The following is an 18715-nucleotide window of genomic DNA, read 5'->3' on the forward strand; positions in this document are numbered from 1 at the left end:
TTGCTAAATCAAACATCAAATGAGGAGGTTATGTTATTTTCAACTGGATTATCTCACTTTTCACCACAATCGCCAATAACTTAGAAAACCTGGCTACGCCAAGCTTTTTGGCGGAGCCGCGGTTGCACTTATACTGGATAAGAATTTTATAAATACTTATCTGTACAAAAAAGACTGCAGTTCATGAACTGCAGTCTGTAAGGGTAACGTCTATTGCTAGAGAATCGGCTTTTTGGCAGGAATACCAGCTTTACGCGGATATGTTTTTGGAGTTGCTTCCTGTTTTTTCACGATGATAATGTTGCGCTCTCCAGCCTCTTCCGGGAGTTCAAAGGTTTCTACCTTTTGCGTTTTTCCGCCGAGCAGCTTGATCGCTTTCTTGGCTTCCGCTAGCTCAATCGATGCGCCTGCTCCTTTCATCACCAGGAACGTGCCGTTCAGGCGAACAAAAGGAAGGCAAAACTCGGCAAGCAAATTAAGCCGCGCAACGGCCCGTGCTGTAACAACATCGAACGATTCACGCAGCTTCGGGTTTTGTCCAGCCTCCTCCGCTCGCGCATGCGTAGGCGTAAAGTCGGTAAAGCCAAGCTCTTTGCCAACATGATTCAAAAAGTTCATTCGTTTGTTCAACGAATCGATCACCGTCATTTTCAGGTGTGGAAAACATATTTTGAGAGGAACGCTGGGAAAACCAGCGCCTCCCCCGATATCGGCTACACTTTCCACTTGATCAAACGGAAAGTAAAACGCTCCGGAAACCGAATCATAAAAGTGCTTGTTGTACACTTCCTTTTCCTCGGTTATTGCGGTCAAATTCATTTTTTCATTCCACTCAACCAGCAAGCGATAGTAGGTGGCGAATTGCTCCGACTGTTCAGCTGACAGGTTGATTCCCTTTTCTGCTAGGGCTGTGACAAACTGCTCTCTATCCATCCGTACGCTCCTTATTCATCTGTGCCTGTGCCGGCAAGCACACGGTGATATTGGTCCAAGTAGACCATCAGCACGGAAATGTCAGCCGGATTCACTCCGGAGATGCGCGATGCCTGCCCAATATTAAGCGGGCGGATTTTCCCCATTTTTTCCCGTGCTTCTTTGGACATGCCGGAGATTTGCTGATAATCGATGTTAGTCGGAATCCGTTTCTCTTCCACTTTTTTCATTCGTTCGACCTGCTGGAGAGATTTACGGATGTAGCCATCATACTTGATTTGAATTTCCACTTGCTCGCAAATGTCTGCTGGCAGCACTTCTGGAGCAGGCGCCATTCTGTGGATATGCTCATAGGAAATCTCCGGTCTACGCAGCATTTGCGCCAAATCGATAACCTCGGTCAGCTCAGGGCAATTGACTTCCTTCAAAATCGCCTGTACCACTTCTTGGTCAGGACGCACGCGAGTGGTATGCAAACGTTCCTTTTCCGCCTCAATCAGTTCGCGTTTTGCCTGGAATCGCTGGTACCGATCTTCACTGATCAAACCGATCTCATGGCCAATATCAGTCAAACGCAGATCCGCATTGTCATGGCGCAGCAGCAAGCGATATTCTGCGCGGGAAGTCAGCAAACGGTATGGCTCGCTCGTCCCTTTCGTAACCAGATCATCGATCAATACACCGATGTACGCCTCTTCGCGGCCCAGTACGATCGGCTCTTTGCCTTGCACTTTCCGTGCGGCGTTAATGCCGGCCATCAGTCCTTGGCCAGCTGCTTCTTCGTAGCCGGAGGTTCCATTGATTTGACCCGCGGTGAACAACCCTTCGATCACTTTCGTTTCCAAGGAAGGCCACAGCTGTGTAGGTACGACCGCATCGTATTCGATCGCATAGCCGGGGCGCATCATTTTAACGTTTTCCATCCCTTCCATCGAGCGAAGCATGGAGAGCTGAACATCCTCCGGCAAACTGGTAGAGAGGCCTTGTACATACATTTCTTCCGTATTACGGCCTTCCGGTTCAAGGAAGATCTGATGGCGTGGTTTGTCATTGAAGCGAACCACTTTATCTTCAATCGACGGACAATAGCGTGGACCAGTTCCCTCGATTGCACCCGAATACATCGGCGCGCGATGCAGGTTGGAGTTGATCAAGCCATGTGTATCTTCATTGGTGTACGTCAACCAGCAAGGAAGCTGATCCGTAATGAATTCCGTTGTCTCATAAGAGAAAGCCCGCGGCTCCTCATCACCCGGCTGGATCTCCATTTTGGAGAAATCCACACTGCTTTTATGCACACGAGGCGGCGTTCCCGTTTTAAAACGCACCATTTCCAGGCCCAATTCCTTCAGATGGTGAGCCAGGCGTACCGATGGACGCATGTTGTTCGGGCCGCTTTCATATTGCAAATCGCCGATGATGATTTTTCCGCGCAAATACGTTCCTGTCGTCAAAACAACCGATTTGGCTGTATAACGTGCTCCTGTTTGCGTCACGACACCCTCACAGACGCCGTCATTCACAATCAGTTCCTCAACCATCGCCTGACGCAGAATCAGGTTCGGCGTATTTTCGATTGTCTGCTTCATTTGATGCTGATACGCGAATTTATCCGCTTGCGCACGGAGCGCATGGACAGCAGGGCCTTTTCCAGTATTCAGCATGCGCATCTGAATGTGCGTTTTATCAGTATTTTTGCCCATTTCGCCGCCCAACGCGTCAATTTCCCGCACGACATGCCCTTTGGCAGGGCCACCGACCGACGGATTACATGGCATATAGGCAACCGCATCTAGGTTAATGGTCAACAACAACGTTTGGCAGCCCATTCTTGCTGCAGCCAGCGCGGACTCACAACCGGCATGACCCGCACCGATGACAATGACGTCAAAATGTCCTGCTTCATAGTTTGTATTCATCTTGCTCTCCTCCTATTTCCCCAGACAAAACTGCGAGAAAATCTGGTCAATCAAATCATCGCCAACACTTTCACCGATAACCTCGCCCAAAAGCTCCCAAGCCTTTTTAATGTCGATCTGCACCATATCCACAGGCATGTGGTCGTCGATTCCGACAAGCGCCTCGTCCATTGCGGCTGCCGCTTGTTTCAAGAGGTGAATATGCCGCGCATTGCTCACATACGTCATATCGCCCTGCTCTACGCGGCCGCTGAAAAAGATTTTTGCGATCGCCTCTTCCAACAGGTCGATCCCTCTCTCCTGAAGTGCGGAGGTCATCACCAACGGCTGATCAGGGAAGTGTTTTTTGACCTCTTCCAAATCGATTTTTTGCGGCAGGTCAAATTTATTGATGATCAAAACGACCGGCAATCCTTTCGCCGCTTCAAAAATTGCGTAGTCATCAGCCTGGAGCTCTTCATTGTAGTTCAGCACAATCAAAATCAAATCGGCTTGCTGCAACAGCTTGCGCGACTTCTCAACCCCGATGCGTTCCACGATATCTTCCGTTTCACGAATCCCTGCGGTATCGATCAGCCGCAGCGGTACACCTCGCACGTTCACATATTCCTCAATCACATCGCGGGTTGTCCCAGCCACATCGGTGACGATCGCTTTTTCTTCCTGCACCAGGCTGTTCAGCAGTGACGATTTCCCCACGTTTGGTCGCCCTACAATCGCAGTGGACAGCCCTTCTCGCAATATTTTCCCTTGATTGGCCGTTCGCAGCAACACGCCAATCTCTTTCTTCACTTCCAGGCATTTGTTCCGAAGCAGATTTTGCGTGAAATCTTCAACATCGTGCTCCGGATAGTCCAACGTGACCTCGATGTGTGCCATCGCTTCAATCAACAGCTGGCGCAAGTCGCGAATCAGGCGAGACAGTTTCCCCTCTACCTGCGACAATGCGACCTTCATCGCCCGATCCGTTTTCGAGCGGATCAGGTCCATGACCGCTTCCGCCTGCGACAAATCGATGCGTCCATGCAAAAACGCCCGTTTCGTAAACTCACCCGGCTCCGCCAATCTCGCCCCGCTGGACAAGATCAACTCCAGCACGCGCTGCACAGAAACAAGCCCTCCGTGGCAATTGACCTCCACGACATCTTCACGCGTAAACGTTCGCGGCGCACGCATGACGGAAACAAGAACTTCTTCCACAACCTCATTTTTATCCGGCTCAACCAGTTTTCCGTAATGGATCGTATGAGTATCCACAGTGGATAACTGCTGTTTGCCGCGAAAAATTTTATCCACAATCTCCAGCGACTCGCTCCCACTCACACGGATGACGGCGATCCCACCCTCACCCATCGGCGTCGCGACCGCTGCGATAGTATCCATTTCCACTTTTTTCACCTCGAAAAAATGCAATTCCTCTAACTAACTAGAATATCACATGATCCGTTCAAAAGACAGCAACGAAAGCGCATCCCACTTATTCACAATGTGCTGCAAGAGAAAGAATCGCGCTTTCTCATTGTATCATCGCGATTGTCCGCCGCTGCCCATTTCCATTTACCCTCAGTATGATCCGAACCAATCCGTTAAAAACATGGCGCGGCAGTTCGGCGAACCAGAGACACTCACACGATGAACCCATTGGGACGAAAAAAAGAAGCCCGATTAATCAGGCTTCTTTTGGTGCAACAACGATATAGCGATGCGGCTCTTCCCCTTCACTGAACGTCACAACATCGGGTCTGGCCTGCAAAAAAGCGTGAATCACTTTGCGTTCCGCTGCAGACATCGGCTCTAAGCGGACGTTTCGTTTCATCTGAAGCGCTTTTTTGGCAATCCGGTCGGCCAGCTGCTCCAAAGTTTCCTTCCGGCGCGCCCGATAGTTTTCTGCATCCAAGACGATGCGGACGTGTTTCTCAGCATGACGGTTCGCCACAACATTTACGAGATATTGAAGTGCATCCAAGGTTTGACCGCGGCGGCCGATGGTGACTCCAAGGTTTTTGCCCTGGATATCAAACAACGTGCCATCGTCCGCCTTTCGTGATTCGATCGTGGCCTCAACCTGCATTTGCTGCAGGACATCTGCAAGAAAGCGGCGCCCTTCTTCAAGAGGATCATACTGAAACTCGACCTCTACTTTTGCGTCTCGGGTGCCGATCAAACCGAACAATCCCTTACTCGGCTCTTCCAGGACGCGGACCGAAACCCGTTCACGTGGAACACCTAGTTCTAACAAGGCTTTTTGAACAGCTAGATCAACCGTCTTTGCAATGGCCACCACCTTTTTCACTTGGCGGTTCCCTCCTTAGGTCCTACTTTCGGCGTACGATCGCGATACAAGAAGTAGCTTTGAACGATCGTAAAGCAGTTTCCATATACCCAGTAAAGCGACAGCGCGGATGGTAATGTCACGGCAATCGCCAAGATCATCAGCGGCATCATGACCGTAAGCATCTGCATTTGCGGATTGTTTGCAGATGTCATCGAACCCATCATCTTTTGCTGGAAGTACGTGGTAATCGCAGCGAGGATCGGCAAGATGTAATACGGGTCTTTCAAACCCAACTCAAGCCATAAGAACGAGTGGGCCTTGATTTCCGGTGTACGAACGATCGCATGATAGAACGCAATCAAGATCGGCATTTGCACAAACATCGGCAAGCAACCGGCCAATGGGTTTACACCGTTCTTTTGGAAAAGTTGCATGGTTTCCTGCTGTGCTTTCTGCGGGTCGTTTTTATGTTTCTCGCGGATCTTGGTGAGCTCCGGCTGAATCGCCTGCATCATCTTCGAGCTCTTGATCTGCTTCACCATGAGAGGAAGCGTAATCAAGCGAATGATGATGGTAGCAACCAAGATACCCAATCCATAGCTTCCGCCCAAAATCATGGAGCTTTCCTTGATCAACCAAGAAAGCGGATACACAAAATACTTGTCCCATATCCCGGTAGCATCCGGCCCGATTGGCGTCGGGTTGGCAACATTAGTGCCACAACCCGATAAGACCAATACGATCAGGCCTAACAGGACCATAAGGAAAAGATGTTTCTTCAATGAGATGGTCCTCCTTTTTTCTTTTCTGACGGGACGGGATCGAATCCGCCCGGGTGAAACGGATGGCACTTGCCGATTCTCTTCACTGCAAGCCACCCTCCCTTTACAGCCCCGTGCGTTTGGACCGCTTCCAAAGCATAGTGCGAGCAAGTCGGCATGAACCGGCAAGTCGGAGGCTTTAAAGGAGATATGAAGAGTTGATAGAATCGGATCAGCCAGACAAAAACGGCAGCCATCTCGTTTTATCCTCTTTTTTCGTCATGTTTTTCATTTGATTCGTGCGTTTTGGGCAGCGTCTGCGCATTCAACACTTTTGCCCGCTTCATGGCATGCTGAAGCGAGCTGCACAATGATTGAAAATCCATCAATTCTGTGCCCGGTCGTGCAATGATAATCAGATCTATCCCTGTTTGAATCTTATCTTCCAATCTGGTGCAGGCTTCCCGGATCAGTCGTTTCACCCGATTGCGCACAACAGCGTTTCCGAGCTTTTTGCTGACAGAGATGCCAATACGGTATCCAGTTTGGTCAGATAAAGAGGAATATACGATGAACTGCTTGTTCGCGGCCGATTTTCCTTTTTGAAAAATGGCTTGAAACTCCTCATTTTTTCTCAGCCGATGCGAATGATGCAAGGCGAACAACCCCTAACATCAACATTATAGTGGAAAAAAGTGAACTCATCCACTCAGTATAGACGATTTTTCACTCTTTTTTTCCCTAATTTTATGTATAGAAAAAGGCCACTTAACTTGTGGCCTATGCAGAAAGAACTTTTCTACCTTTACGACGACGTGCAGCCAAGACCTTGCGACCGTTTTTAGAGCTCATACGCTTACGGAAACCATGGTCTTTTTTGCGTTTGCGATTATTTGGGTTAAAACTTGGCTTCATACCTTTTACACCTCCGTCCCTAAAAGGCATTCCTTTGGATTATAGAAACAAATAGGCAAAAAGTCAAGTAGTTTGGAGGCCTTCGTCACTCACAAGTTTATCCAGCCGGTTGTGGATAGATTTTTTATCCACATTTCATATTTCGACAAGTTTCTCTACAGGTTTTACACAAAATATAGGGGTGTGAATATCTATCGTACACAAGTGGTAGTGTTTGTGGATAAGTCTTAAAAAACCATTGATATTGCTTATTTTTTTTGTTATCATGTGTATGTTTTGAAGAGTGGATAAGTATCTGCTTCCTAATAGTAATCCACAGCATGTGGATAAAATTGTGGACAGAATCTAATGCCTTGTGCATTTCATTATGCACACGTCTGCGGATAACCGTCTACTTTTTTTCTCTTTCATTAGTTATCCTTTTTCATCTTATTTCATTTATCCACATTTCGTGTGAATGATATTTTTTGTTTTTGTTTAGATTACGAAAGAAAGGAGGGGCTTTTTGGTGGATGCTCAAATATCCGAACTTTGGCGAAAAGTCCTGGAAAAGATCGAAAAAACGCTGAGTAAGCCGAGTTTTGATACATGGCTAAAAGCGACAAAGGCAACCACCTTAGAGGAAGATGCTCTAATCGTCGCCGCTCCGAACGAATTCGCTCGTGACTGGCTGGAAACGCGATACTCCCCTCTGATAACCGATACATTGTATGAAACAACGGGCAATCATATGAAAGTTAAATTTGTCGTCCCCCAAAACCAAGAGGCGGGCACGAACGAAGACTTTCCTGCACCGCGTGTTAAGGTATCTCAGCAACCGACTGGATCTGATGACCAGCCTCCCAGTATTCTGAATCCAAAGTACACGTTTGATACATTCGTTATCGGTTCCGGCAACCGCTTCGCCCACGCTGCCTCTCTTGCAGTCGCAGAAGCACCGGCGAAAGCCTACAACCCCTTGTTTATTTACGGAGGCGTCGGCCTTGGCAAAACGCACTTGATGCACGCCATCGGCCATTATGTCATTCAGCATAACGCTTCAGCCAAAGTGGTTTACCTCTCATCCGAGAAGTTCACCAACGAGTTCATTAATTCGATTCGCGACAACAAAACGGTAGAGTTCCGCAATAAATACCGTAGTGTTGACGTGCTTCTGATTGACGATATTCAGTTTCTGGCGGGGAAAGAACAAACGCAGGAAGAATTTTTTCATACGTTCAACGCATTGCATGAAGCTTCCAAGCAAATCATTATTTCATCCGACCGCCCGCCAAAAGAGATCCCAACGCTTGAAGACCGGCTTCGCTCCCGTTTTGAATGGGGCTTGATCACCGATATCCAGCCACCGGATCTGGAGACGCGCATCGCCATTCTTCGCAAAAAAGCGAAAGCGGAAAATCTCGACATTCCCAATGAGGTTATGGTTTATATCGCAAATCATATCGACAGCAACATTCGTGAGCTGGAAGGTGCACTTATTCGTGTCGTCGCTTATTCTTCCCTGATCAATCGGGATATCGATACTACGCTAGCTGCTGAGGCATTGAAAGACATTATTCCTTCTTCTAAGCCTCGCATCATAACGATCATGGACATACAACGGGCAGTTGGCGAGGCATTCAGCCTCAAGCTCGAAGATTTTAAAGCGAAAAAACGAACGAAATCGGTTGCTTATCCTCGCCAAATCGCCATGTATCTATCACGTGAGCTGACAGATGCCTCCTTGCCGAAAATTGGCGACGAATTCGGCGGACGCGACCATACGACCGTCATTCATGCCCATGAGAAAATTTCCAAATCCCTGGCCGTTGATCCTCAACTGCAGGCAACGATTCAAACGTTGTTGGAAAAACTCAAAACTAGCAACTAGAATTGTGGATAATCCATGTGAATAATGAAAAAGCCTATGCACAATTTACCCACAAGTGTATAGGCTCTCTTTATCGTTCATTTTGGAGTTATCCACATTTCCACACGCCCTACTATTACTATTATTTTTTTACCTAGTAAATATCTATATGTACGCGCTGCTGTTTTAGAACCTGTTGCAGTACAGACATGCTGGTGAATCCGAAACGATTCTGAAAAGGGCTGCGATAGATGTCGAAACGTTTTTGATAATGTCGTATCGTACAAGTTTACTCGATGCTTTTTTCATTGATTCATTTTGCAGCACTACAAATTGCATCAACATGATGCAGTCAAACAAACTGGAGGTTGTCCACCATGCAAATAAGTGTCAAACGCGATAAGTTAGTATCAGCGGTGTCCCATGTTGCCAAAGCGGTATCGACTCGAACCACCATTCCGATTTTGACGGGGATTAAGCTGAAAGCAACCGATGAGGGACTAACATTGACCGCAAGCGATTCCGATGTATCCATTGAGGTACAAATCCCTTCTGAAGAAGCGGGAGAATGGGGCGTAACGGTGCACAAACCAGGAAGTGTCGTGCTGACCGCTCGCATTTTCGGGGAAATCGTACGAAAGTTGGCAGGGGATGAAATCCAAATTTCTGTTGACGACCGATTTGCCGCACTGATTCGTTCCGGACAAGCTGAGTTCACCATCAATGGCATGAATGCTGACGAATTCCCACAGCTGCCGCAACTGGAGGAGGAGAAAGTCCTCAGCATTCCAAGCGATCTGCTGAAAACCATGCTGCGCCAAACTTCTTTCGCCGTTTCCACATCGGAAATGCGTCCGATTTTGACGGGGATCATGTGGTCGTTGGAAAAAGGACAGCTAAAATTCGTCGCAACAGACAGCCATCGCCTGGCGAGTCGCTCCGCTGTTGTCGAATGTGCAGAAGACTTGTACTTCCACAATGTTGTGGTGCCGGGGAAAAGCTGTAATGAGTTGATGAAAATTCTCGACGACAACCAAGCGGTAGTTGATATCGTCGTAGCGGAGAATCAGATTCTAATCAAAGCAAACCACATCCTGTTCTACTCCCGTCTGCTGGAGGGTACCTATCCGGATACAAGCCGCATCATCCCGCAAGGAAGCAAAACAGAGGTTGTCGTTCACAGCAAAGATTTCCTGCAATCGATCGAACGCGCCTCGCTTTTGAGCAGAGAAGGGAAATCAAATGTGGTACGATTGGTAACAATGACTGATAACAACGTCGAAATTTCTTCCAACGCTCCTGAAATCGGGCGGGTAACGGAAATGATGACACCTGTATCGGTAAACGGAGAAGAATTGAAAATCTCCTTTAATGCGAAATACATGATCGATGCGCTCCGTTCGCTTGATTCCGGTGAAATCCGCGTGAGCTTCACGGGGGCGATGAGTCCGTTTGTCATCCGCCCGACTGATCACGACTGGATTCTTCACCTGATCTTGCCGGTTCGCACCTACTAAACAACGAAAACCAGCAATCACGGTTGCCTGATGAAAGGAGCTTTCCCATGTCGAGAGCAGTAGCAATTCAGACTGAATACATCCCTCTTGGGCAATTTTTGAAGCTGGCCGGCGTCATTGATACCGGGGGCATGGCCAAGGCATTTTTGGCCGATGTTGAGATTAAAGTAAACGGAGAGCTGGAAAACAGACGCGGCCGTAAGCTTTATCCCGACGATACCGTCTCCATTGACGGATTCGGTGAATTTCACGTAACCCGGCGTTGAGAGGGAGGGTGTCGCGTTGCATTTACGTAATCTGACGCTTTCCCACTATCGCAATTACGAATCGATGTCTTTGTCTTTTGACGGTCAGATCCAGCTGTTCATCGGCAATAATGCGCAAGGGAAAACCAACGTATTGGAATCGATCTATTTGTTGGCGATGGCGAAGTCGCACCGCACCTCAAAAGACAAGGAATTAATTTCATGGAATGCCGATTATGCAACAGTCCGTAGCGACATCGAACGTCGCTACGGTTCTGTTCGTTTAGAGATTCAATTGACTTCGAAGGGAAAAAGGGCCAAAATCAATGGATTGGAGCAGCAAAAACTGAGCGAGTTTGTCGGGGCGTTGAATGTGGTCATGTTCGCGCCGGAGGATCTGGCAATCGTCAAAGGCGCACCTGCCCAACGCCGCCGGTTCATCGATATGGAAATCGGTCAAGTTTCGCGCACCTATCTCCATTACTTGAGCAACTACAACAAAGTGCTCCAACAAAAAAATCAGCTATTGAAAGACATGATCATCAAGAAGAACATCTCCGCTGACATGTTATCAATTTGGAATACCCAATTGGCTGATTTAGCGGTAAAATTACTACAGAAACGGTTTGAGTATATCGGGAAATTGGAGGCTTGGGCGAAAAGTATTCATGCCGGGATCACCGATGGTAAAGAGGAACTGACTCTTCACTATGAGAACACGACCCCCGTCACTGCTGAAATGAATCCCCAGCAGGCGGCAGATACGCTTCACACAGCCTATGAAGAAATGCTGGAAAGGGAAAAACAGCGGGGCAGTACATTGATCGGGCCCCACCGCGATGATTTTTCCTTGCGAATAAACGGAATAGATGTTCAAACATTTGGTTCACAGGGTCAACAGCGAACGGCCGCATTGTCTCTGAAGCTTGCTGAAATCGAGCTGATCAAAGAAGAGGTCGGCGAGTACCCGGTTTTGTTGTTGGACGACGTATTGTCAGAGTTAGATGAGCACCGTCAAACATTGCTGCTGGAAACGATTCAGGATAAAGTCCAGACGTTTGTCAGCTCGACAGGTGTGGAAGGATTGAAGCATCAGGTGCTTCAGCAGGCTGCGCGGCATTACGTGAGAGAAGGGAAAATTTCCTAGAAAGTCAAGGTGTTGAGGCATGTTTATTCACATTGGTGGAGATACTGTTGTGAGCACTAAGGACGTGATTTCCATCCTTGACCATCAGACGGTAAAAATGTCAAAAGTGACGAAGCGATTCATTGATGAGGAGCGGAAGAAAAAACGAGTCATCGATGAGGCGGCGGAAGAGGTCAAATCCTTTGTCATTACCAAAGACGCCATTTACTGTTCGCCGATTTCTTCACTTACGCTAAAGCGGCGAGCTCAGTTCGTGAACAGCCTGGACCAATTCCCTTCTGTAGAAACTGAAAGTGAGGAGTTGACAGAGTAGTGGATCAAGCAACTGAAAAAGAAAATAGCTACGATGCCAGTCAGATACAGGTCTTAGAAGGATTGGAAGCTGTACGTAAACGCCCGGGGATGTATATCGGCTCGACAAGTGGCCGTGGCTTGCATCATCTGGTTTGGGAAATAGTCGATAATGCGATCGACGAGGCGCTTGCAGGATACTGTACCGAAATCCATGTCAGGATTTTGCCGGACAATATCATCAGCGTAACGGACAATGGCCGTGGGATTCCAACCGGCATTCACGAAAAAACGGGCAAATCGACAGTTGAGACTGTTTTGACCGTACTGCACGCCGGCGGTAAGTTTGGCGGCGGCGGTTACAAAGTGTCGGGTGGTCTGCATGGTGTAGGTAGCTCGGTTGTAAACGCTTTGTCCGAATGGATGGAAGTAGAAGTTAAGCAACAAGGCAAGATTTTTAAAATGCGTTTTAACATCGGTGCTCCAGAATCAGAACTTGCTGTTGTGGGCGAGACGGAAGAAACGGGAACGATCGTTACGTTCAAGCCGGACCCGACCATTTTTACGGAAACCACCGTTTATGAATATGAGATTTTGCAAAAGCGGATCCGCGAGCTGGCATTCCTGAACAAAGGCTTACGCATCGTTTTGCACGACCAACGCCCCGGCCAAGAGCGGACCGAGGAGTTTTATTATGAAGGCGGCATTATCTCGTTTGTTGAGTATTTGAACAAAAACCGCGAGAAGATGCATGAAGAGGTCATCTACTGCGAAGGCGAGAAGGAAGGCCTCATGGTAGAGGTTGCGATTCAATACAATGACAGCTATGTCAGCAACATCTACTCTTTTGCCAATAATATCAATACACACGAGGGCGGAACACACGAGGCCGGATTCAAGGCTGCGCTGACCCGCGTGATTAACGATTACAGTCGCAAGTTTAACTTTTTGAAAGAGAAAGACCAGAATCTTTCCGGCGATGACGTGCGGGAAGGTATTACCGCGATCATTTCTGTGAAAATTCCGGAGCCGCAATTCGAAGGGCAGACGAAGACGAAACTGGGTAACTCTGAAGCGCGGAGCATCACGGAGTCCATTTTTGGCGAGCGTTTTTCTGCGTTCATGGAGGAAAATCCCTCTGTAGCTAAGAAGGTTGTGGAAAAAGCGCTTATGGCTGCTCGGGCGCGCGAGGCGGCGCGGAAAGCGCGTGAGCTGACCCGTCGCAAAAATGCGCTTGAGGTAAGCGCGTTGCCGGGTAAACTGGCTGACTGTTCCTCCAAAGATGCTTCCGAATCTGAATTGTTCATCGTCGAGGGGGACTCCGCGGGTGGTTCAGCAAAAATGGGCCGCGATCGTCACTTCCAGGCTATTTTGCCACTGCGCGGAAAAGTGTTGAACGTCGAGAAAGCGCGTTTGGATAAAATTTTGTCCAACAATGAGATCCGGATGATCATTACCGCGATCGGCACAGGGATCGGGGAAGATTTCGATATTGCCAAAGCTCGTTACCACAAAACGGTTATCATGACGGACGCCGACGTCGATGGTTCGCACATCCGTACCTTGTTGTTGACCTTCTTCTACCGTTACATGCGCCAATTGATCGAGGAAGGCTATATCTATATTGCCCAGCCGCCACTCTATCAAATTAAGCAAGGCAAAACGGTCCATTATGCGTATACCGATGCGCAGCGCGATCAAATTTTGGAGACGATGAAGCCTGTTCCTAAGCCTGGGATTCAGCGTTACAAAGGACTGGGTGAGATGAATGCCGAGCAGCTGTGGGAAACCACGATGGACCCGAGCGTTCGGACCTTGCTGCAGGTCAGTTTGGAAGATGCGATGGATGCGGATATGGTGTTTGAAACTTTGATGGGGGATGAAGTAGAGCCCCGCCGCGAATTCATCGAAGGCTATTCCAAAACGATCCGGGATTTGGACATTTAATGTGTAATTTCACAGAGGCAGCATAAGACAAAGCGGTCGTATATATGCGGCCGCTTTTTTCTTTTTGTTCAAGGTAATTTTTACTACTGTATCACGAAATGGGTTATGCACTTGTTATACCTGACAAAGGGAGGTGAGCAGACGTGGATAAGGAGCAAATCGAGAAATTGGTGGCGGAGAGAACGGAAAAGAGTATAAATTTCTTGATATTTTTAACGAAAGGGCTAACTTACTCTATAGGGTAAGCTCGTTATCACCGACGGTTTCCAAAGAAGACTTGCCGGCTATCACTGAAAAAATATGGTAATTTTGAGGGGGTGCGGCAAGCTTACAGCTTTGTAAGAGAATTGAAAGGTAAACCGATAGAAGCGACTTGTCCTCCCGCGATATGATGGTTGCATAACCGAGATACGGGAGGAAGTTACCATGAAACGATTATTGCGTATCGCTGCCGTTGCCGCCAAACTTTCTCTAGATGCTAAGGCGACTGTTCGCCGATTCGATTTGGAGAAGCTGGTCAAATTATAAAAGAATCTCACCGTGCACAATCACTTCTTCCCTTGTCAAAAAGCGACAAGGGATATTTGCCTGTTTTTTCTTTCTTTCGTCAGACTTGGACGTGGGGAAATAAAATATGTTATAATAGCTAGATGTGAGAACCATTTGGAGGTTTATTCTCTATGGCTGAAGAAGCATCTCGGTTTCCTAAAATTGATATAAGTCAAGAAATGCGCGAGTCCTTTATTAGCTATGCGATGAGCGTTATCGTGAGCCGGGCGCTGCCTGATATTCGCGATGGCTTAAAGCCGGTACACCGTCGGATTTTATATGCTATGCATGATATGGGACTTACACCTGACAAAGGGTTCCGTAAGTCGGCAAACGTTGTCGGGGAAGTTATGGCGAAATACCATCCACATGGTGACTCCTCGATCTATGAGGCTATGGTGCGGATGGCGCAAGATTTTAACACTCGATACCTGCAGGTTGAAGGTCAAGGGAACTTTGGTTCCGTCGACGGAGACCCGCCCGCTGCGATGCGTTATACCGAGTCGCGCATGTCCAAGCTCTCGCTTGAACTGCTGCGCGATATCGAAAAAGAAACAGTTAATTTCGTCCCCAACTATGACGGCCGGCAAGACGAACCGGTTGTTTTGCCATCCCGTTTTCCGAATCTGTTGGTCAACGGCTCTGGCGGTATCGCCGTCGGTATGGCAACCAACATCCCACCGCATAACCTGACTGAGGTAATCGATGGCGTTGTGGCGATGATCGATAACCCGAACATCACTGTCGCCGAGCTGATGAAAATCATTAAAGGGCCGGATTTCCCAACAGCGGGTGAAATCCTCGGCTATAGCGGCATTCGCCGTGCCTATGAAACGGGTCGTGGGTCGATCACGATGCGTGCAAAAACCTTGATTGAAGAAAACAAGGGAAAAGCGCGAATCATTGTAACTGAAATTCCGTTCCAGGTAAACAAGGCTAGATTGGTCGAAAAGATCGCCGAGCTGGTTCGCGAAAAGAAAATCGATGGAATCACCGATTTGCGCGATGAGTCCGACCGTAAAGGTATGCGGATCGTGATCGAGCTGCGCCGCGATGTTGTGCCAAAAGTCGTGCTGAACAATTTGTTCAAGCATACGCAAATGCAAAGTACCTTTGGCGTGAACATGCTGGCACTGGTTAACAACCGTCCGCGCGTGCTTAATTTGCGCGATATGATCTTTTATTATTTGGAACATCAGCGCGAAATTATCCGCAAACGGACCGAGTACGATCTGCGTCAAGCGGAAGCCCGCGCGCACATTTTGGAAGGTTTGCGCATTGCGCTGGACCATATCGATGAAATCATCAGCTTGATCCGCGCATCGCAAACAGGCGATGAAGCGCGCGAAGGATTGATGTCACGCTTTGCTTTGTCCGAAATCCAGGCACAGGCGATTCTGGATATGCGTCTGCAACGCTTGACCGGTTTGGAACGGGAGAAAATCGAGAACGAGTACCAGGAGCTGCTGACTAAAATCGCGGAATACCGCGCGATTTTGGCGGATGAAGGCAAAATCTACGCCATTATTCGTGATGAAATCAGTGAGATCCAGGATAAATTCGGCGATGATCGCCGTACGATCATTACGATCGGAGAAGATGTGATCGAGGACGAGGACCTGATTCCGGAAGAAGAAGTGGTTGTAACGCTAACCCACACCGGCTACGTTAAACGCTTGCCGTCTTCCACTTACCGCAGCCAGAAGCGGGGCGGTCGCGGTGTACAGGGAATCAGTGCGAAGGATGACGACTTCGTCGAGCATCTCAACATTACCAGCACGCACGACTACTTGCTCTTCTTTACGAACCTGGGGAAAGTGTATCGTCTGAAATGCTACGAAATCCCGGACTTGAGCCGGACAGCAAAAGGAACCCCGATTATCAACCTGATTCAGCTTGAAAAAGGGGAACGCGTCACGACGGTCATTCCGGTCAGAGAGTTCCGCGACGATCAATTCTTGTTCTTTGCGACCAAGAAGGGCGTTATTAAGAAAACAGAGCTTTCCTCGTTCGACAACATCCGCAAAGTTGGCTTGATTGCAGTCAATCTGCGTGAAGATGACGAGCTGATCGGCGTTCGTTTAACCGATGGTGAGCAAGAGATCATCATGGGAACCAAGAAGGGGATGTCTGTCCGCTTTAAGGAAAATGACGCACGAAGCATGGGCCGCAATGCAACCGGAGTAAAAGGGATTACGCTCGACGATGACGATGATGTCATCGATATGGACGTCATCAAGGAGAATGCAGAAGTTTTAATTGTCACTGCATACGGCTATGGTAAACGCACACCGATCTCGGAATACCGCCTGCAGTCCCGCGGCGGGAAAGGGATCAAGACGCATAATGTAACGGACCGCAGCGGGTATGTGATTGGTCTGAAGATCGTGGAGCCAGGAACAGACCTGATGCTGATAACATCCTCTGGCCTGATCATCCGGACGGAAATCGCCGGAATTTCGGTGATGGGTCGTTACACGCAAGGGGTTAAACTGGTACGATTAGATGACAACGAAGAAGTTGTGTCCGTCGCCAAAGTAGCCAGTAGCGAGGAAGAAGATGAAGCGATTGAAGATGATCGCGAGGGAGGGGTTGAGGAAGCGATAGAAGCTCCCGACACCCCCGAAACAGAAGAATAAAAGTTGTTGTTTCCAGAGGGGAAAGGAGCTAGCTAGCTTCTTTCCTCTTTTTTCTTTTACCCATGCATCGCGTATTGTCACGATTACAGGAAAAGAGTAGTATTAAATTACTCAAACAACGGATGATACTAGTACAGGAGGATCATAATGCCCATCTGCGCTATCAAGCATATCCCTTATGGAGCGAAACTTGGCGAGGATGTCCATACTTCACTTGGTGGGCTATTGTTTCCAAAGGGAACGCTTGTATTTGAAAGAGAAATGGAGCTGCTGGAAGCTTTTTTAATAAAGGACGTTTCAGTGGAAGAGGATGCTGCCAAATCGGACAAGAAGGACGAGAAGGCGGAGAGCAGGGAAGACAAAAGCGCAAAGGGCATCAGCCAAGCTGTAGTGGGGAAAAAGGAGTTCGAGCAAAAGTTCGATAAAGCCGTTTCCTCGGTGAAACATCTGCTGCATAGAGTTCAGGGCGGAGAAAACGTACCGGTCATGGAATTACGGGAAGTGGTATCACCGCTATTGCAGAAGGTGCAGGAGCAGCCGAATATTTTATTGGCCTTAAGTAAGGTATCGAACGTCGACAGCTATATCTATGAACATTCCATTGCAGTAGGGATGCTCGCTTATGTCATCGCAAAATGGATGAAGGTGCCTGAGAAGGAATGGATGCAGGTTTCACTGGCCGGTACCCTGCTAGATATCGGAAAAACCAAAATTGATCGAAAAATTTTAGTGAAGCCTGGGAAGCTTACCGTTGAAGAGTTTGATGAGATGAAGAAGCATACGGTTTATGGCTACCAAATCATCAAGTCGTCCCCTGGGTTGAACGAAGGTGTAGCACTCGCAGCCCTACAGCATCATGAGAGGGAAGATGGCTCCGGGTATCCGATGGGATTAAAGGGAAGTCAGCTGCATCTTTATAGTAAAATCGTAGCTGTCGCTGATGTATATCATGCGATGTGTTCCGAACGTGTTTATCAAAAGGCAGTATCCCCTTATGTGGTTGTCGAGCAATTGATGAAAGACAGCTATGGTAAACTTGATCCTAAGATCGTGCATACATTTGTTGAAGGGATTACCCAGTTCTCAAGTGGGACCGTTGTTGAATTAAGTGATGGCTCGATTGCCAAGATTATATTTACAGATCGCAATAACCCGACCCGACCAATGGTTGAGGTGAACGGGAAAATTATCAATTTAGCAGATTCACGGCACTTATCGATTATGAAAGTTATCTAGAAAATCATTCATTTAAAGATCCAGGCCATCTGACTCTATTGTCGGGTGGCTTTTCTCTATTTTTGGAGTGGGAGCTTGGTAATAGAAAACGTCTGGTCAATCAGGGGGTTGTGAGAGAATGGGTAAAGCGCCTTGCTTGGAAGCCGTTCATATGATAGTATACGGAAACTACGAGTTAATAGGGTTTTACTAGAGATGAAAAACTTTTAATTTCACTATTGACTCTAAGATAGGCTGTATGCTATATTATAAAAGTAGCCGAGAGGTTAACGAAAAAGTTAGCGAGAACGACTACAACGAAATGCTCTTTGAAAACTGAACAGCGAAAGCGAAAAGATAACGTGATTGTCCAAGTGACATCACATAATGTAACAAGCCAAGCAAGTCTTGGAATCAGCTTCAACTCAACTTTAATGGAGAGTTTGATCCTGGCTCAGGACGAACGCTGGCGGCGTGCCTAATACATGCAAGTCGAGCGAGTCCCTTCGGGGG

The 18715-nt window shown here is 47.9% G+C and carries 16 protein-coding genes and 1 rRNA gene; 9 read left to right on the plus strand and 8 right to left on the minus strand.

The annotated features are described in order from the left end of the window. Nucleotides 1-216: 216 nt before the first annotated feature. The 8 genes from rsmG to rpmH form a co-directional block, all read right to left on the minus strand. The gene (rsmG, locus tag EDM56_RS22475; protein WP_122920166.1) at nt 217-933 is read right to left on the minus strand and encodes a 16S rRNA (guanine(527)-N(7))-methyltransferase RsmG; all 717 of its coding nucleotides are present in this window, start codon (nt 931-933) and stop codon (nt 217-219) included. 11 nt (nt 934-944) lie between these two features. Continuing rightward, entirely contained in the window at nt 945-2852 is a 1908-nt protein-coding gene (gene mnmG / locus EDM56_RS22480) for a tRNA uridine-5-carboxymethylaminomethyl(34) synthesis enzyme MnmG (RefSeq protein WP_122920167.1), read from the minus strand. Between the two features lie 12 nt (nt 2853-2864). Continuing rightward, on the minus strand, nt 2865-4241 hold the full coding sequence (gene mnmE, locus EDM56_RS22485) for a tRNA uridine-5-carboxymethylaminomethyl(34) synthesis GTPase MnmE (RefSeq protein ID WP_122920191.1): 1377 nt from the start codon (nt 4239-4241) through the stop codon (nt 2865-2867). A 280-nt stretch (nt 4242-4521) separates the two neighbouring features. Then, nucleotides 4522-5145, minus strand: coding sequence for an RNA-binding cell elongation regulator Jag/EloR (gene jag, locus EDM56_RS22490; RefSeq protein WP_122920168.1), 624 nt, complete (start codon nt 5143-5145; stop codon nt 4522-4524). Further along, nucleotides 5142-5888 carry a membrane protein insertase YidC gene (gene yidC / locus EDM56_RS22495; protein ID WP_122920192.1) on the minus strand — a complete coding sequence of 249 codons (747 nt, stop codon included), beginning with the start codon at nt 5886-5888 and terminating at the stop codon, nt 5142-5144. Before yidC ends, jag begins: the two co-directional genes overlap by 4 nt. Before the next feature lie 17 nt (nt 5889-5905). Beyond that, nucleotides 5906-6145, minus strand: a complete 240-nt coding sequence (yidD, locus tag EDM56_RS22500) for a membrane protein insertion efficiency factor YidD (RefSeq protein WP_122920169.1) — start codon at nt 6143-6145, stop codon at nt 5906-5908. A gap of 6 nt (nt 6146-6151) precedes the next feature. Further along, entirely contained in the window at nt 6152-6544 is a 393-nt protein-coding gene (gene rnpA, locus EDM56_RS22505; protein ID WP_122920170.1) for a ribonuclease P protein component, read from the minus strand. 124 nt (nt 6545-6668) lie between these two features. After that, nucleotides 6669-6803, minus strand: coding sequence for a 50S ribosomal protein L34 (gene rpmH / locus EDM56_RS22510; protein ID WP_122920171.1), 135 nt, complete (start codon nt 6801-6803; stop codon nt 6669-6671). A gap of 508 nt (nt 6804-7311) precedes the next feature. Between rpmH and dnaA the strand changes: the two genes are divergently transcribed. From dnaA to EDM56_RS22555, 9 genes are all read left to right on the plus strand, one after another. Next, nucleotides 7312-8673 carry a chromosomal replication initiator protein DnaA gene (gene dnaA, locus EDM56_RS22515; RefSeq protein WP_122920172.1) on the plus strand — a complete coding sequence of 454 codons (1362 nt, stop codon included), beginning with the start codon at nt 7312-7314 and terminating at the stop codon, nt 8671-8673. Nucleotides 8674-9029: 356 nt separating this feature from the next. Further along, nucleotides 9030-10169 (plus strand): DNA polymerase III subunit beta, encoded by a 1140-nt coding sequence (gene dnaN, locus EDM56_RS22520; protein ID WP_122920173.1) that lies wholly within the window; start codon nt 9030-9032, stop codon nt 10167-10169. 47 nt (nt 10170-10216) lie between these two features. After that, nucleotides 10217-10435: a S4 domain-containing protein YaaA gene (gene yaaA, locus EDM56_RS22525; RefSeq protein ID WP_122920174.1), complete on the plus strand. Its 219-nt coding sequence runs from the start codon at nt 10217-10219 to the stop codon at nt 10433-10435. 16 nt (nt 10436-10451) lie between these two features. Then, nucleotides 10452-11561, plus strand: a complete 1110-nt coding sequence (recF, locus tag EDM56_RS22530; RefSeq protein WP_122920175.1) for a DNA replication/repair protein RecF — start codon at nt 10452-10454, stop codon at nt 11559-11561. 19 nt (nt 11562-11580) lie between these two features. Beyond that, on the plus strand, nt 11581-11874 hold the full coding sequence (remB, locus tag EDM56_RS22535; protein ID WP_122920176.1) for an extracellular matrix regulator RemB: 294 nt from the start codon (nt 11581-11583) through the stop codon (nt 11872-11874). Next, the gene (gene gyrB, locus EDM56_RS22540; protein WP_122920177.1) at nt 11874-13799 is read left to right on the plus strand and encodes a DNA topoisomerase (ATP-hydrolyzing) subunit B; all 1926 of its coding nucleotides are present in this window, start codon (nt 11874-11876) and stop codon (nt 13797-13799) included. The genes remB and gyrB overlap by 1 nt, the downstream gene beginning before the upstream one ends. A gap of 680 nt (nt 13800-14479) precedes the next feature. After that, entirely contained in the window at nt 14480-16987 is a 2508-nt protein-coding gene (gene gyrA / locus EDM56_RS22545; protein ID WP_122920178.1) for a DNA gyrase subunit A, read from the plus strand. Nucleotides 16988-17134: 147 nt separating this feature from the next. Beyond that, nucleotides 17135-18223 carry an HD-GYP domain-containing protein gene (locus EDM56_RS22550; RefSeq protein WP_122920179.1) on the plus strand — a complete coding sequence of 363 codons (1089 nt, stop codon included), beginning with the start codon at nt 17135-17137 and terminating at the stop codon, nt 18221-18223. A 410-nt stretch (nt 18224-18633) separates the two neighbouring features. Further along, nucleotides 18634-18715 (plus strand): 16S ribosomal RNA (locus EDM56_RS22555); the annotation flags it as partial.

Source organism: Brevibacillus fluminis (assembly GCF_003710825.1).
GTDB lineage: Bacteria > Bacillota > Bacilli > Brevibacillales > Brevibacillaceae > Brevibacillus_D > Brevibacillus_D fluminis.

What these genes read in the sequence shown, in the direction of transcription:
- rsmG (WP_122920166.1), bottom strand. Translation starts at nt 933, where the DNA reads ATGGATAGAGAGCAGTTTGTCACAGCCCTAGCAGAAAAGGGAATCAAC.
- mnmG (WP_122920167.1), bottom strand. Translation starts at nt 2,852, where the DNA reads ATGAATACAAACTATGAAGCAGGACATTTTGACGTCATTGTCATCGGT.
- yidC (WP_122920192.1), bottom strand. Translation starts at nt 5,888, where the DNA reads ATGGTCCTGTTAGGCCTGATCGTATTGGTCTTATCGGGTTGTGGCACT.
- yidD (WP_122920169.1), bottom strand. Translation starts at nt 6,145, where the DNA reads ATGGCTGCCGTTTTTGTCTGGCTGATCCGATTCTATCAACTCTTCATA.
- rpmH (WP_122920171.1), bottom strand. Translation starts at nt 6,803, where the DNA reads ATGAAGCCAAGTTTTAACCCAAATAATCGCAAACGCAAAAAAGACCAT.
- dnaN (WP_122920173.1), top strand. Translation starts at nt 9,030, where the DNA reads ATGCAAATAAGTGTCAAACGCGATAAGTTAGTATCAGCGGTGTCCCAT.
- yaaA (WP_122920174.1), top strand. Translation starts at nt 10,217, where the DNA reads ATGTCGAGAGCAGTAGCAATTCAGACTGAATACATCCCTCTTGGGCAA.
- remB (WP_122920176.1), top strand. Translation starts at nt 11,581, where the DNA reads ATGTTTATTCACATTGGTGGAGATACTGTTGTGAGCACTAAGGACGTG.
- gyrA (WP_122920178.1), top strand. Translation starts at nt 14,480, where the DNA reads ATGGCTGAAGAAGCATCTCGGTTTCCTAAAATTGATATAAGTCAAGAA.
- EDM56_RS22550 (WP_122920179.1), top strand. Translation starts at nt 17,135, where the DNA reads ATGCCCATCTGCGCTATCAAGCATATCCCTTATGGAGCGAAACTTGGC.